This window comes from Streptomyces vastus (assembly GCF_039532825.1).
GTDB classification, from domain to species: Bacteria; Actinomycetota; Actinomycetes; order Streptomycetales; family Streptomycetaceae; genus Streptomyces; species Streptomyces vastus.
This window is the reverse complement of sequence record NZ_BAAASJ010000019.1, coordinates 23942-37840: the sequence shown is the minus strand read 5'-3', so window position 1 is coordinate 37840 and position 13899 is coordinate 23942. Positions and strand designations below refer to the sequence as shown.

Here is a 13899-nt window from a genome sequence, read left to right as displayed (position 1 = left end):
TCGCATGCATACGGTGTGCGTACGCAAGGTTCTCCCGTGAAGGATGAGGTCATGACGGAAATTCTTGTGCAGGTGGGTGCGGAGGAGCAGATTCCTCCTGGTGGCAGGGTGGTGGAGCACCCCGCTTGGCCCGTGCTCAAGGATGCCGTGGAGCGGATCCGGCCATGGCAGTCCAAGGACGGCTCGATCGACTTCGAAGCCGAGGGGGCCCCTGATCCCGGCGACGCCCATCGCGCCGTACGCCGTGTCGTCGACGCCGTCGAGGCGCTCGCCCCGCTGCTGCCGCACGACGCCGCGTACCACAAGGCGCTGGCCGGCGACCTGCACCGCTGGGCCGACGACGGCTTCGAGGTGCCCGACTTCCTCGACTCACTGCTGGCCTTCCAGCCCGCCGCCGACCGCCGGGACGGCCTGCAGCACCTGGTCGTCTTCCCGATGTACACACAGAACGGCAACCCGAACCGCAACCTCGAAGCCCTCGTGCTGCGCATGGTCTGGCCTGACTGGCTCGCCGAACTGGAGCGCACCCGCTACGACAACCCGCTGTTCTGCGGCATCACCTTCGAGGACTTCACCTCCGGCTACGACACCAACTCGGCCGTCCTCTTCCCGGAGACCATCGCGGTGCGCGAGGCCCCCGAGCGGTTCAGCTGGGGTGGCATCTTCTGTGACCGGGAGGCCGCCCGGTTCCGCCGGGTCACCGAGGCCGCCGTCGGCATCCTCGGGCTCGAACTTCCCGACGACGTCCGCGACATGGTCGCCGACCAGGACCGCTGCCAGCAGGCCTTCGTCCTGTGGGACATGGTCCACGACCGTACCCACAGTCACGGCGACCTGCCCTTCGACCCCTTCATGATCAAGCAGCGCCAGCCCTTCTGGATGTACGGCCTGGAGGAGCTGCGCTGCGACCTCACCGCCTTCAAGGAGGCTGTGAAGCTGGAGGCCGACGGCGTCCCCCAGGGCCGTGACGTCCAGTACGCGGTGCTGTTCGACCGGATGTTCCGTTTCCCGGTCACCGGAGAGCGCGTCCGCAACTACGACGGCCTCGGTGGCCAGCTGCTCTTCGCGTACCTGCACAAGCACGATGTCGTCCGCTGGACCGACAACAAGCTGTCCGTCGACTGGCAGCGCGCCCCGCAGGTCACCAACGAGCTGTGCGCCGAGATCGAGAAGCTGTACCGCGACGGCATCGACCGTCCGAAGCTGGTCCACTGGTTCGCCGGCTACGAACTGGTCTCCACCTACCTCGCCCCGCACCCGGGCTCCAAGTGGGCCAAGGGCCCGGACGCCCTTGATCTGAGCCAGCCGCCGCGAAAACTCGTCGATGACGTGCTTCCGGACGAGTTTCCGCTGAGCATGTTCTATGAAGCACTCTCCAAGAAACTCAAGAACGTGATCGCCTCCACCAAAGGCATCACAGCGGAGAGCGCCGAGCGGGTCGCCGCGTGAGCGACGTCGCCATCAACATTGCTCAGGAGGCGAGGACCATGGGGAACGGGGCGCTCGACGGCGCGGTGATCGCGGTGGCCGGTGCGGGTGGTCCGGCCGGCCGGGCCGCGTTGATGCGGCTCGCCGAGGCGGGAGCGGTCGTCATCGGCTCCGACAACGATCCGGAGCGGCTCGCGGAGGCTGTGGACGCGGCGAGCTACGCACACGGCGGCGCGACCGTCATCGGGGACACGGTCGACCTGCTCGACCGGCAGTCTGCCCAGGAGTGGGCCACCCGCGTCGAGAAGGACTTCGGCCGTGTCGACGGCCTGGTCCACCTCGTCGGCGGCTGGCGCGGCAGCGAGACCTTCACCAGGACGAGCCTCGATGACTGGGACTTCCTGGAGATGCTGCTCATCCGCACCGTGGCGCACACCTCCCTCGCCTTCCACGAGGGCTTGCAGCGCAGCGATCGAGGCCGGTACGTCCTGATCAGCGCCGCGGGGGCGAGCAAGCCCACCGCGGGCAACGCTGCCTACGCCGCCGCGAAGGCCGCCGCCGAGGCCTGGACACTGGCCCTGGCCGACTACTTCCGCAAGGCCGGGATCGCCGAGGGCGCCGGCGGGCCCACGTCGGCGGCTGCGATCCTGGTCGTGAAGGCGTTGGTGCACGACGCGATGCGCGCCGAGCGCCCCAACGCGAAGTTCGCGGGCTTCACGGACGTCAAGGACCTGGCCGATGCCATCGCCGACGTCTGGGAGCAGCCCGCCGCCGAAGTGAACGGACAGCGTCTGTGGCTGACAAAGAAGCCGTGAACCCTCCGAAGACCGACGCGCGGCGTCATCACGACCCGGAGGTCCGTGGTTTCGCCAGCGACAACTACGCGGGGGTCCATCCCGAGGTGCTCGCCGCCCTGGCCCTGGCCAACGGCGGTCACCAGGTCTCGTACGGCGAGGACGCGTACACCGACCACCTCCAGCAGGTGATGCGCAGTCACTTCGGGGCGACGGCCGAGGCGTTCCCCGTCTTCAACGGGACGGGCGCCAACGTCGTGGCACTCCAAGCGCTCACGGACCGCTGGGGCGCGGTGATCTGCGCGGAAAGCGCGCACATCAACGTCGACGAGGGCGGCGCACCCGAGCGCATGGGCGGTCTCAAGCTGCTGACGGTGCCCACCCCCGACGGCAAGCTCACCCCCGAGCTGATCGACCGGCAGGCGTACGGCTGGGAGGACGAGCACCGCGCGATGCCGCAGGTCGTCTCGATCACCCAGAACACCGAACTGGGCACCGTCTACACGCCCGAGGAGATCAGTGCGATCTGCGAGCACGCTCATGCCCGCGGCATGAAGGTGCACCTCGATGGGGCCCGGATCGCCAACGCCGCCGTCTCCCTGAACATCCCGATGCGGACGTTCACCAACGCGGTCGGCGTGGACGTCCTGTCCTTCGGCGGCACCAAGAACGGCGCGCTGTTCGGTGAGGCCGTCGTCGTCCTCAACCAGGACGCCGTCAGCCATATGAAGCACCTGCGCAAGATGTCGATGCAGCTCGCCTCCAAGATGCGCTTCGTTTCCGTGCAGTTGGAGGCGCTGCTCGCCAAGGACCTGTGGCTGCGCAACGCCCGCCACTCCAACGAGATGGCCCAGCGCCTCGCCGAGGGCGTTCGCGCGGTGCACGGCGTCGAGATCCTCCACCCCGTCCAGGCCAACGCGGTCTTCGCCCGGCTGCCCCACGACGTGAGCGAACGCCTCCAGAAGCGCTACCGCTTCTACTTCTGGGACGAGGCGGCAGGCGACGTCCGCTGGATGTGCTCCTTCGACACGACGGAGGACGACGTCGACGGATTCGTGGCAGCACTGAAGGAGGAGATGGCGCGCTAGGACGTCCGGGGCCACCTTCACCGACGGCTGAACTCGCCCGTCGGCGCCCCTTGGGCGTCCTCCGCCTCCCAGCGCAGCAGGTCTCCCGGCTGACACTCGAGCACCTCGCAGAGTGCGGCAAGGGTGGTGAAGCGCACCGCCTTGGCGCGGCCGTTCTTGAGTACCGCCAGGTTGGCGGGCGTGATCCCGACGCGGTCCGCGAGCTCGCCCACGGACATCTTCCGCCTGGCCAGCATCACATCGATGTCGACGGCGATCGGCATCAGATCACCTCCGCCAGCTCGGCCTGCATCCGCGTCGCCTCGACGTCGCGCGCGACGGCCTGAGCGAGCAGCATCCGCAGCACGAGCACGAGCACGAGCACGAGCACGAGCACGAGCACGAGCACGAGCACGAGCACGAGCACGAGCACGATGAACGCGACACCCAGGATCGCCACGACGACCCCGCCGATCAGGAGGACGATGCCCGGCGCGACGGCTTCGCCCGGCGCCAGTAGGGCCCCGAGCGCGAACACCAGGACAGCGGCAGCCACCATCGCGCCGGTCACGACGTCCACGTACCGGAAGGCGGCGTGGGAGAACACGGTTCCGCGCCGCACCATCGTCACCAGCCGCCATACGCAGACCAGGACGACCTGGACCGTCACGATGCCCAGGACGATGATCACGAGGTACGCGGCGGGCGGGTACGCGAGGTCCGAGTCGACGCCCTCCAGATCGCGGCCCAGCAGCGGCACCATCACCCCCTGAACGAACACCGAGCCGGCGAGCAACATCACGAGTACGGCGCGCAGTGCAAGCACTGTCAGCTTTCCCATCACGTCTCCCTCGATCGAACCACGATGAGAATCTATCGATATTCGATAGGCGCCGCAAAGGGATCCGAGGGAGTTCTCAGGAAATGTCCGACTTGTTCGCATACTTGATCGTCGACGAGGTCATAGACCACCATCATCCGCTCCTACGGGAGACGGCGGCGCGCCTTGCGTCGACGGTCGCCGACTCGTATGCCTATGCGCGAGCGGCGTACGAGTTCATCCGGGACGTCATCCCGCACTCGGCCGACAGCGATGACCCGCGCGTCACCTGGCGCGCCTCGGGCGTCCTGGAGCAGGGAACCGGCATCTGCCACGCCAACGGTCTCATCGCCGTGCGGTTCAACGGGGCATGGCATCGGCAGGACTGCCACGGCAACAAACCGGGGGTCGACGCACAGTTCTCGCTCGAGGGCGAACGCCTGGCCTGGGTGCCCCACCCGGAGTCCGCTGAGATGGACTACTCGGTTCTGTATGCCGAACCTCACCCGGCTGTTCTGCACGCCCTCAAGGCCGCCCCCGGCCGGGAGTACCTGTGGAAGACGCTGCCCACCGCACTCTGAGGCAAGCGCCCAGACAGCCGTGCACGTCCAGGCCGACGTGTATCAGCGCGCCTCGGCGGCCTTGACCTCTTCGGGGGTGGGAGCGGTGCCGCCGAGATGGGCCGGCATCCACCAGGTGTCGTTCGGGTCCTTGGGGCGTACGGGGTAGGCGCGCTGGGCTGCTTCCAGGAGTTCCTGGACGCGCTCGCGCACTTGGCGGGTGATCGCGCCCGCGTACTTGTCGCGGGAGGCCTCGATCGCCTCGCCCACCCGGATGGTGATCGGGATGTGGCTGCGCTTGAAGTTCTTCGGGTGGCCCTTCGTCCACAGCCGCTGCGTACCCCACAGGGCCATCGGGATCAGGGGGACCCCTGCCTCCTGGGCCATGCGCGCGGCACCCGACTTGAAGCTCTTCAGCGTGAACGACTGCGAGATGGTGGCCTCGGGGAAAACCCCGACGATTTCACCCGAACGCAGCGAGTCCAGCGCGTGGGCGTACGCCGCTTCACCGTTCTTGCGGTCCACCGGGATGTGCTTCATGTTGCGCATCAGCGGGCCGGAGATCTTGTGCCGGAACACCGACTCCTTCGCCATGAAGCGGACCAGGCGCTTCTGCGGCAGGGCGGCGAGACCGTCGAAGATGAAGTCGAGGTAGCTGATGTGATTGCTCACCAGCACCGCACCGCCCGAGCGCGGGATGTTCTCCGAGCCCTTGCAGTCGATCTTCAGGTCCCAGGCCTTGAACAGCGTGCGGGCGAGACCGATGGCGGGACGGTAGGCAAGCTCAGCCATGAACGGAGTGGACCCTTCTCTCTGCCTGGGAAGGGGGGATCCCGGCGGGAAGTTACGCAGCCGTAGGTTTACGGCATTGCGCAGATCGTGCCCGAAGAACGGACGAGTAGCCAGCCCTCGTTCCTTCGAACCGCGAGATTCTCGTCACTTCGGGGGACAGCTCGACTCCAGTGGGCCGGGAATCTTCAGGCTTTCATAAGTGCTGAAGAGGCGTGGTGCTCGCGGTGGCGGGCGACTACGGAGTGCCGCATCGGCAGCGGAAGCAGGAGGGTGAACGTGCGCGCGCGTGACGGCGACAGGCGGCTCGGCGCGGCCGAGTTGGGGGAGAACCTCGGAGAACGGGCCACGCTGGTCCAGTTCTCCAGTGCCTTCTGCGCGCCCTGCCGGGCAACCCGCAGAGTGCTCGCCGAAGTGGCCGGAATGGTCCCGGGCGTGACCCACGTCGAGATCGACGCCGAGGACCACCTGGATCTCGTGCGCGAACTGGACATCCTGAAGACCCCGGCCGTGCTGGTGCTCGACTCGGAGGGACGCGTTGTCCGGCGCGCCACCGGGCAGCCCCGTAGGGCGGACGTGATCGCAGCGCTGGGAGAGGCTGTTGGAACGCCCTGACGGCAGGGGCACTTGCTCCGTGCCGATGCCGGTGACGCATCTCCCAGATGATGGAACGCACTTGACTGCAAGCACCACCCATCGTGAGCCTGACCCTGTGCCCCCGGAACTCCTTCTCTACGAGCGCCTCCATGTGGACCTCGGTCGCACCGCGAGCGCGCGCTGTCCGAGCTGTTGAACAGCAGCCCACGACCAGCTCGTGACGTCCCCCAGAAGGAAAAATCCATGACGGCCCTGCCCGGCCTCGGCACCCCTCAACTCGCCTCTCCCGCCTTGCTCCGCTCCGTCTTCCGGCGGCATGCGGCCGGAGTGGCCGTGATCACCGCCCAGAGTGGTGGCAGCCCGGTCGGCTTCACCGCCACGTCGCTCACCTCCGTCTCCGCCGAGCCCCCGATGATCTCCTTCGGCGTCGGCACTCGCGCCTCCAGCTGGCCGGTGATCTCCGAGACGGAGTACGTCGGTGTCCACATACTCGGCGAGCACCAGCGGGAGCTGGCCGCCACCTTCGCCCGCAGCGGCGCCGACCGTTTCGGCGCGCCCACCGCCTGGCGTGAGGGTCCCGAGGGTGTGCCCGTACTCGACGACGTGCTGGCCTGGCTCGTATGCCGGATCGTCGCGCGCGTACCCGCGGGGGACCACCGCCTGATCCTCGCCGAGGTCGTTCTCGGTGATCCCGCCGGTGCCGGGCGCCCGCTGCTCTACCACCAGGGGCGCTTCAACGGTCTGCGTGAGTGAGGGGCCGGCTTGTGCGCGAGCGTCGGGTTCCGATTACGCTGCGTTGCAAAGGTCACAGTTCAAAGCGCTTGCTTAGCGGGCAAGAACTGGGTGTACTGGCGAGTAATATTTGGTTCGGAGCGCAGGCCGCCCCAACCGGGACGGGCCGCTTGAGGCGCCTATGCTGCCTGAAAGAAGGCAGCTCGGAAATGACGATTGCAGTAGGAGAGCCGGCGTGAGCTTGAGGATCGTTGTCACTGTGAAGTACGTGCCCGACGCCACTGGCGACCGGCACTTCGCCGATGACCTGACCGTCGACCGCGACGACGTGGACGGTCTGCTCTCGGAGCTCGACGAGTACGCGGTCGAGCAGGCCCTGCAGATCGCCGAAGATGCCGACGACGCGGAGATCACCGTCCTGACCATCGGCCCCGAGGACGCCAAGGACGCGCTGCGCAAGGCGCTGTCCATGGGCGCCGACAAGGCCATCCACGTCGAGGACGACGACCTGCACGGCACGGATGCCATCGGTACGTCGCTGGTGCTGGCCAAGGCGATCGAGAAGGCCGGTTACGACCTGGTCATCTCCGGCATGGCGTCCACCGACGGCACCATGGGCGTCGTCCCGGCACTGCTCGCCGAGCGCCTGGGCGTGCCGCAGGTCACCCTGCTCTCCGAGGTCTTGGTCGAGGACGGCACGGTCACCGGCCGCCGCGACGGCGACTCCGCCTCCGAGCAGCTGGAGGCCTCCCTCCCGGCGGTCGTGTCCGTCACCGACCAGTCGGGCGAGGCGCGCTACCCGTCCTTCAAGGGCATCATGGCCGCCAAGAAGAAGCCGGTGACCTCCTGGGACCTGTCCGACCTCGACATCGAGGCCGAGGAGGTCGGTCTGGAGGGCGCCTACACCATCGTCGACTCCGCCGCGGAGCGCCCGGCGCGCACGGCCGGCACGATCGTCAAGGACGAGGGCGAGGGCGGCAAGCAGCTCGCTGAGTTCCTCGCGGGCCAGAAGTTCATCTAAGGCCCAACCCGCTTACCGCCCCTCATCTTTCGCAAGCAGGAGAGAAGAAGTCCCATGGCTGAAGTTCTCGTCTACGTCGACCACGTGGACGGTGCCGTCCGCAAGCCCACCCTGGAGCTGCTGACGCTGGCCCGCCGTATCGGCGAGCCGGTCGCCGTCGCCCTCGGCGCGGGTGCCGCGGACACCGCCGCCGCGCTCGCCGAGCACGGCGCGACCCGCGTCCTGACCGCCGACGCCCCCGAGTTCGCCGACTACCTGGTCGTCCCGAAGGTGGACGCGCTGCAGGCCGCGTACGAGTCCGTCTCCCCGGCCGCCGTCCTCGTTCCCTCCTCGGCCGAGGGCAAGGAGATCGCCGCCCGTCTGGCGGTGCGTATCGGCTCGGGCATCATCACCGACGCCGTCGACCTGGAGGCCGGCGACGAGGGCCCGGTGGCCACGCAGTCGGTGTTCGCCGCCGCGTTCTCCACCAAGTCCCGTGTCTCCAAGGGCACTCCGGTCATCACGGTCAAGCCGAACAGCGCGGCCGTGGAACCCGCCCCGGCCGCCGGCGCAGTCGAGGCCCTGTCGGTGAGCTTCTCCGACAAGGCGACCGGCACCAAGATCACGTCCCGTACGCCGCGTGAGTCGACCGGCCGCCCGGAGCTGACCGAGGCCGCGATCGTGGTCTCCGGCGGCCGTGGCGTCAACGGCGCGGAGAACTTCGCGATCATCGAGGCGCTCGCCGACTCCCTCGGCGCGGCCGTCGGTGCCTCGCGTGCCGCGGTGGACGCCGGCTGGTACCCGCACTCCAACCAGGTCGGCCAGACCGGCAAGTCCGTGTCTCCGCAGCTGTACATCGCCTCCGGCATCTCCGGCGCGATCCAGCACCGGGCCGGTATGCAGACCTCGAAGACCATCGTGGCGGTCAACAAGGACGCCGAGGCCCCGATCTTCGACCTGGTCGACTACGGCGTGGTCGGCGACCTCTTCGAGGTCGTCCCGCAGCTCACCGAGGAGATCAAGACCCGCAAGGGCTGAGCGTCTCTGAGCGGTACGAGGCCCCTGCGACCGTTGGCACGGTCGCAGGGGCCTCGCCTCGTCCCGGGCTCATGCCGGTGCTCAGCCCAGAGCCAGCGACGCCTGGACGGGCAGATGGTCGCTCGGGAACTGGCCGTTCACGGAGAAGGTGTTGATCGAGGCCCGGTGCGCGGTCACGCCGGGAGTGGTGAGGACCCAGTCGATACGGTCGCCGTCCGGGACCAGTGGCCGGTAACCGTGGAAGGTCGCGTACAGCTTGCTCCACTCGGCCGCCGTGTCCCAGGTGTCGACGAGACCGGCGCCCAGCATCGTGTCGTAGACGGGGTTCTTGTGCGCGGCGACGTTGAAGTCGCCGGTCACGACGAGCGGCAGTGACCGGTCGAGGCCTGCAATGCGCTGTGCGATCAGCTGGGCGGCACGCGCGCGTGCGTTCTGGCTCGCGTTGTCGAGGTGGGTGTTGAGGAAGTAGAACTCCCGCTCTCCGTCGCGCAGATCGCGGAAGCGGACCCAGGTCACCATGCGGATGGAGCCGCCGCCCCAGGTGTTCGAGCCGATCACATCGGGCGTGTCGGAGAGCCAGAAGTGGTCGTACTCCACGGGGGCGAGCCGGCGGATGTCGTAGAAGATCGCCATGAACTCGTCGCGGCTGCCGCCTGCGCGGCCCGTGCCGATCCATTCGTAGTTCGGTCCGAGGTCGGTCTCGATGTCGCGCACCTGCTGGTAGAGGCCTTCCTGCGTGCCGATGACGTGGAGGCTTTCACGGCGCAGCAGTTCGCGGGTCACGGGGCGGCGGGCGGCCCAGCTGTTGGGTTCGGTGGTGCTCGCGTACCGCAGATTGAACGACATGACTTCCAGGCGGCGGCTGGATCTGTCCGGCGTCGCGGCGGTCGCGGTGAGGGGTGTTGTACTGGACAGAGGCAGGGCGACCGCGGCGGCGATGGCGGTCTTCAGGCCCAGACGACGCGTGACTCGGCTGTGCTTGAGGGGCACGGGAGGGCTCCTTCGGTGACGGATGCCGGGCGAGTCGTGCGCACCGCAGTGTCGGAGTTGGGCGTGAACATGTCGAGAGCCCGCGGTGGCCACAGAGGGAAGTCCCGGGGTGGGCCTGGGCGGAAGTGGGTGTTGACCAGCGGGAAGGTCCGCGGATAACTTCGCTGTACGGATTGTTGATTCCGGCAAGCGGAAACTGAGAGGGTGTCGGGATGGGCCAGGGCGCGCAGGAGAAGGTGGCGACGAGCCTCGCGGGCGCCGTCAGCGAGGAGATCAGCGCCTCCCTCGCCCCGGTCGACGCCGAACTGGAGCGCCGCTACCCCGGAGACCCCGCCACCCGCCAGCCCGTCCACACCGTCTACGTCCCCGGCGACGTGTTCGCCGCCGACACCATCCGCTCCTGGGGCGACCAGGCCCTCGCCGCCCTCGACGAACACGCTCCGGGCGCCGTCTCGTTCGCCGCCGTCCTCGGCCTCGCGGACGAACTGGCCGAGCCCGTCCACGCCCGCGTACGCGCCAAACTGGAGCACGAGCCCGTCGAAGACCTGCGCGTCGACTTCGAGGACGGCTACGGCCCGCGCCCCGACGCCGAGGAGGACGAGGCCGCCGCCCGTGCGGCACGGCTCGTGTCGGAGGCGTACGAAAAGGGCACGGCCGCCCCGTACATGGGCATCCGTATGAAGTGCATGGAGGCGCCGGTACGCGACCGGGGCATCCGGACCCTCGACATCTTCCTGACCGGGCTGATGGAGGCGGGCGGACTTCCGGACGGACTGGTGCTCACGCTGCCAAAGGTGACGTACGCCGAGCAGGTCACCGCCATGGTGCGGCTGCTGGAGGAGTTCGAGAAGGCACACGAACTCGAGCCGGGGCGGATCGGGTTCGAGATCCAGATCGAGACCAGCCAGGCCATCCTCGCCACCGACGGCACCGCGACCGTCGCCCGGATGATCCAGGCCGCCGAGGGCCGCGCCACCGGCCTGCACTACGGCACCTTCGACTACAGCGCCTGCCTCGGCGTCAGCGCCGCCCACCAGGCGAGCGACCATCCGGCAGCCGACCACGCGAAGGCGATCATGCAGGTCGCGGCGGCGGGCACCGGCGTACGCGTCTCGGACGGCTCCACCAACGTCCTTCCCGTCGGCCCGACTTCGCAGGTCCACGACGCCTGGCGGCTGCACTACGGCCTCACCCGCCGCGCCCTCGCCCGCGCCTACTACCAGGGCTGGGACATGCACCCGCGCCACCTCCCGACCCGGTACGCCGCCGTGTTCGCCTACTATCGCGAGGGCTTCGAGCAGGCCGCGGCGCGCCTCGCCCGGTACGTCAACCGCACGGGCGGCAACGTGATGGACGAACCCGCGACCGCCAAGGCGCTCAGCGGCTACCTGCTGCGGGGCCTGGACTGCGGCGCCCTCGACATCGCGGAGGTGGCGCGTGTGACGGGCCTGACCCGCACGGACCTGGAGGGCTATGCGGCGCCGAGGCGGGGAGACCTGACGGGTTCCGCCAAGTGACCGAGAACATCCTCGTCAAGTAGCGGGCCTGTCACAGGAGTTGCCACTGGCGCGCGCTGTCACCCCTGGCCCCTAGGCTGTACGGGAGGCGATGGGTGTGTCACAGGAACGGGGCAGCGGTGTCTTCGGGGGAGAACGAACACACGGACGGGATCGGCCGGCTGCTCGCCGGGCGCTATCGGGTCGTGGCCCAGCTCGGACGCGGCGGCATGGGCGTCGTCTGGCGGGCGCTTGACGAGGTCCTGGGCCGTGAGGTCGCGGTCAAAGAACTGCGGACGTACACCGACGCCGCAGCGCCCGAACTGGCCGACCTGGGACGCAGGATGCAGCGCGAGGCGCGCGCGGCAGCCCGCGTGCGCCACCCCGGAGTCATCGCCGTGCACGACGTGGCAGAGGTCGACGGGCGACCGCTGATCGTCATGGAGCTGGTCGACGGGCCCTCCCTGGACGACGTCCTGCGTGAGCAGGGCCCCCGCGAACCGCGCGAGGCCGCCGAGATCGGCGCGAAGGTCATGGACGCACTGGCCGCGGCCCACCAGGCCGGAGTCCTGCACCGCGACGTGAAGCCCGGCAACATCCTGCTCGACCGCTCCGGCCGCGTGGTCCTCACCGACTTCGGCATCGCGACGATGGAGGACCCCGGCGACGGCTCCACCACGCATCTCACCCGTAGCGGTGAACTGGTCGGCTCCCTGGACTACTTGGCGCCCGAGCGTGCCCAGGGCCACGACTTCGGGCCCGCCTCCGACGTGTGGGCCCTGGGCGCCACGCTGTACGCGGCCGTCGAGGGCACGTCACCGTTCCGCCGTACGTCGACCTGGTCCACGCTCACCGCGATCGTGGCCGAGCCGCTGCCGGAGCCACAGGCCTCCGGGCCGCTCGGCCCGGTACTGCAGGAGCTCATGCAGAAGCAGCCGCAGGACCGGCCGGACGCCGACCGGGCACGCGAGCTGCTGGAAGCGGCGGCGCGGGCCGACGGACAGGACTCCCCGACCACCGGCCTGCGCGGACCCGCACCGAAGCAACGCGAGGCCACCGAGCGGAGCGTCCCGGCGGTACCGCCCGGCTTCGGGGCTCCGGGCTCGGCCGGACCTCGCCTCGGAGCGCCACAGCCGGCGGACGGATCAACCGCCTCCGACGGAGGCCCCGGGCGTCGTAAGACCCGAGCCCTTCTTGCGGCCGCTGCCGTCACCGTCGTCCTGGCCGCGACCGGCGTCACCGTGGCCCTTGTGACCAACTCCGGCGACTCCAAGACGGCTTCCGGGCCTTCGGCCACCCGGGAAGCCGACGACTCCCTGTCCTCCGCGGGCGCGAGTCGTGGCACCGTGGACGCGTCGGACGACCCCGAGCCCCACCCCACCCAGCAGGGCGACCAGCAGTCCTCGCCCACGCCCGCGCCCGGGAAGCCCGAAGGCACGGAGCCCGCCAAGCCGACGAAGGAGCCCGCCCCCTCGCCGAGCGCCACCGACGACGGCGGAACCACAGGCGGCGGCAACTCGGGCGGCACGAGCAGCGGCGGGGGCGGCGCCGACCCCGCCCCCGTCTGCAATTCCATGGGCGGCGGCAAGTACAACTGCGAGGTCTGGCGCGCCGCCACGTCCTACACCGCGGACGGAGCCGCGGTCGGCAGCCTCGACGCGGGCACCAACTACTTCTACTGCCAGCAGAACCTCGGCCGCCGCGAGACCTACGACGAGTGGACGAACATCTGGTGGGCGAAGACGGACGACGACAGCGGCAACAAAGACGTCTTCGTCAGCGACGTCTACATCAAAGGCGGCGACAACGACAAACCGGTGCCGGGACTACCCGTCTGCTGAGCGCACGTACTTCTCCAGGCCGGAGGCCGTCGTCCACCCCTCCTCGGCGAACAGCCGCGTGCCGCGCGTGCACAGGGCCTGGTTGCCCCGCGCCCGCACGCAGAACTCCTCGGGTGTGGAGCCGAACAGTTCCCTCAACCGCGGTGATTCGGCGAGGAGTTCGGTGAGCAGCGCATGCTCGCCGGGATGCCTGCGCGGGGTTCCGGAGCCGTTGTGGAGGACGCCCCGCCGGTTGACGTAGAGATGGGCGCCGTCGAGCAGCTCGCCCGACTCCAGCTCGACCCGAACGTCGGCAGCGGGCAGCAGCACACGGTCGTACGCACCCGATGGCGCGGTGACGCCCTCGCTCCTGTCGATCGCGTCGAGCTGCGCCGGGTTCAGCCAGGTGAGGAACAGCTCCCGGGTGAGTCCGGGAGCGCGGAAGGGCGAGGCGGACACGTAACCGAGCCCGGTGATATGCGCGGAGACACCGATCTCGATGCCCGTGACCCTTGCCTTCACCAGGGGGATGGGGTCGGTGACCCCGTACTCCCGCATCTTGTGCCGGAGTTGGGCGGGGCATGCGTTGGAACCGATGGCGAGGACGGGGACGCGGTCCTCGAAGGTGAGGCGGGGCAGCGGCAACAGTCGGTCGCCGTCCAGGAGCCCGGACTCCTCGGGCCAGGCGCCCGGATAGGTCAGGGGGTGATCGCGCGGGGCCTCGGCGAGACCGAGCGCCGCCAGGGTGCGGTGATCCGGATGGGTCAT

The 13899-nt window shown here is 69.3% G+C and carries 14 protein-coding genes and 1 pseudogene; 10 read left to right on the top strand and 5 right to left on the bottom strand.

The features are described 5' to 3' along the window. Positions 1 to 51: 51 nt before the first annotated feature. The 3 genes from ABD357_RS07545 to ABD357_RS07535 are packed head-to-tail and all read left to right on the top strand — an operon-like array spanning position 52 to position 3310. The gene (locus tag ABD357_RS07545; protein WP_344388448.1) at positions 52 to 1449 is read left to right on the top strand and encodes a DUF6421 family protein; all 1398 of its coding nucleotides are present in this window, start codon (positions 52 to 54) and stop codon (positions 1447 to 1449) included. Between the two features lie 38 nt (positions 1450 to 1487). Next, positions 1488 to 2243, top strand: a complete 756-nt coding sequence (locus ABD357_RS07540) for an SDR family oxidoreductase (RefSeq protein ID WP_344388619.1) — start codon at positions 1488 to 1490, stop codon at positions 2241 to 2243. Further along, positions 2240 to 3310, top strand: a complete 1071-nt coding sequence (locus ABD357_RS07535) for a threonine aldolase family protein (RefSeq protein ID WP_344388446.1) — start codon at positions 2240 to 2242, stop codon at positions 3308 to 3310. Before ABD357_RS07540 ends, ABD357_RS07535 begins: the two co-directional genes overlap by 4 nt. Before the next feature lie 17 nt (positions 3311 to 3327). Here ABD357_RS07535 and ABD357_RS07530 read toward each other — a convergent pair whose 3' ends face one another. Further along, positions 3328 to 3573, bottom strand: coding sequence for a helix-turn-helix domain-containing protein (locus ABD357_RS07530; protein ID WP_344388444.1), 246 nt, complete (start codon positions 3571 to 3573; stop codon positions 3328 to 3330). Next, the gene (locus ABD357_RS07525) at positions 3573 to 4130 is read right to left on the bottom strand and encodes a DUF2975 domain-containing protein (RefSeq protein WP_344388443.1); all 558 of its coding nucleotides are present in this window, start codon (positions 4128 to 4130) and stop codon (positions 3573 to 3575) included. The genes ABD357_RS07530 and ABD357_RS07525 overlap by 1 nt, the downstream gene beginning before the upstream one ends. 83 nt (positions 4131 to 4213) lie before the next feature. Here ABD357_RS07525 and ABD357_RS07520 point away from each other — a divergent pair, with 83 nt between their 5' ends. Further along, positions 4214 to 4690, top strand: a complete 477-nt coding sequence (locus tag ABD357_RS07520) for a transglutaminase-like domain-containing protein (protein ID WP_344388442.1) — start codon at positions 4214 to 4216, stop codon at positions 4688 to 4690. Positions 4691 to 4732: 42 nt separating this feature from the next. Here ABD357_RS07520 and ABD357_RS07515 read toward each other — a convergent pair whose 3' ends face one another. Continuing rightward, positions 4733 to 5461, bottom strand: a complete 729-nt coding sequence (locus tag ABD357_RS07515; RefSeq protein ID WP_344388440.1) for a lysophospholipid acyltransferase family protein — start codon at positions 5459 to 5461, stop codon at positions 4733 to 4735. 215 nt (positions 5462 to 5676) lie between these two features. Between ABD357_RS07515 and ABD357_RS07510 the strand changes: the two are divergent. From ABD357_RS07510 to ABD357_RS07495, 4 genes and pseudogenes are all read left to right on the top strand, one after another. Continuing rightward, a pseudogene (locus tag ABD357_RS07510) lies at positions 5677 to 6073 on the top strand (TlpA family protein disulfide reductase). A 225-nt stretch (positions 6074 to 6298) separates the two neighbouring features. Next, positions 6299 to 6808 (top strand): flavin reductase family protein, encoded by a 510-nt coding sequence (locus ABD357_RS07505; protein ID WP_344388438.1) that lies wholly within the window; start codon positions 6299 to 6301, stop codon positions 6806 to 6808. 214 nt (positions 6809 to 7022) lie between these two features. Beyond that, positions 7023 to 7808 (top strand): electron transfer flavoprotein subunit beta/FixA family protein, encoded by a 786-nt coding sequence (locus ABD357_RS07500; protein ID WP_344388437.1) that lies wholly within the window; start codon positions 7023 to 7025, stop codon positions 7806 to 7808. A 54-nt stretch (positions 7809 to 7862) separates the two neighbouring features. Continuing rightward, positions 7863 to 8825: an electron transfer flavoprotein subunit alpha/FixB family protein gene (locus ABD357_RS07495; protein ID WP_344388435.1), complete on the top strand. Its 963-nt coding sequence runs from the start codon at positions 7863 to 7865 to the stop codon at positions 8823 to 8825. 81 nt (positions 8826 to 8906) lie between these two features. Here ABD357_RS07495 and ABD357_RS07490 read toward each other — a convergent pair whose 3' ends face one another. Then, complete coding sequence (locus ABD357_RS07490) at positions 8907 to 9815, bottom strand: endonuclease/exonuclease/phosphatase family protein (protein ID WP_344388433.1); 909 nt, start codon at positions 9813 to 9815, stop codon at positions 8907 to 8909. Between the two features lie 212 nt (positions 9816 to 10027). Here ABD357_RS07490 and ABD357_RS07485 point away from each other — a divergent pair, with 212 nt between their 5' ends. Together ABD357_RS07485 and ABD357_RS07480 are read left to right on the top strand one after the other, a co-directional pair. Further along, complete coding sequence (locus ABD357_RS07485; protein WP_344388432.1) at positions 10028 to 11332, top strand: DUF6986 family protein; 1305 nt, start codon at positions 10028 to 10030, stop codon at positions 11330 to 11332. Between the two features lie 119 nt (positions 11333 to 11451). Then, complete coding sequence (locus tag ABD357_RS07480) at positions 11452 to 13152, top strand: serine/threonine-protein kinase (RefSeq protein ID WP_344388430.1); 1701 nt, start codon at positions 11452 to 11454, stop codon at positions 13150 to 13152. On the opposite strand, the gene ABD357_RS07475 is transcribed toward ABD357_RS07480, so the two are convergent. Beyond that, a complete protein-coding gene (locus ABD357_RS07475) occupies positions 13138 to 13899 on the bottom strand; it encodes a hypothetical protein (RefSeq protein WP_344388428.1) in 762 nt (253 codons plus the stop codon). The two genes, ABD357_RS07480 and ABD357_RS07475, sit on opposite strands and share 15 nt — an antisense overlap.

Coding starts and splice junctions, on each gene's coding strand:
- ABD357_RS07530 (WP_344388444.1), bottom strand. CDS start 3,573: ATGCCGATCGCCGTCGACATCGATGTGATGCTGGCCAGGCGGAAGATG.
- ABD357_RS07540 (WP_344388619.1), top strand. CDS start 1,488: ATGGGGAACGGGGCGCTCGACGGCGCGGTGATCGCGGTGGCCGGTGCG.
- ABD357_RS07485 (WP_344388432.1), top strand. CDS start 10,028: ATGGGCCAGGGCGCGCAGGAGAAGGTGGCGACGAGCCTCGCGGGCGCC.
- ABD357_RS07475 (WP_344388428.1), bottom strand. CDS start 13,899: ATGACCCATCCGGATCACCGCACCCTGGCGGCGCTCGGTCTCGCCGAG.
- ABD357_RS07545 (WP_344388448.1), top strand. CDS start 52: ATGACGGAAATTCTTGTGCAGGTGGGTGCGGAGGAGCAGATTCCTCCT.
- ABD357_RS07495 (WP_344388435.1), top strand. CDS start 7,863: ATGGCTGAAGTTCTCGTCTACGTCGACCACGTGGACGGTGCCGTCCGC.
- ABD357_RS07520 (WP_344388442.1), top strand. CDS start 4,214: ATGTCCGACTTGTTCGCATACTTGATCGTCGACGAGGTCATAGACCAC.
- ABD357_RS07515 (WP_344388440.1), bottom strand. CDS start 5,461: ATGGCTGAGCTTGCCTACCGTCCCGCCATCGGTCTCGCCCGCACGCTG.
- ABD357_RS07505 (WP_344388438.1), top strand. CDS start 6,299: ATGACGGCCCTGCCCGGCCTCGGCACCCCTCAACTCGCCTCTCCCGCC.
- ABD357_RS07525 (WP_344388443.1), bottom strand. CDS start 4,130: ATGGGAAAGCTGACAGTGCTTGCACTGCGCGCCGTACTCGTGATGTTG.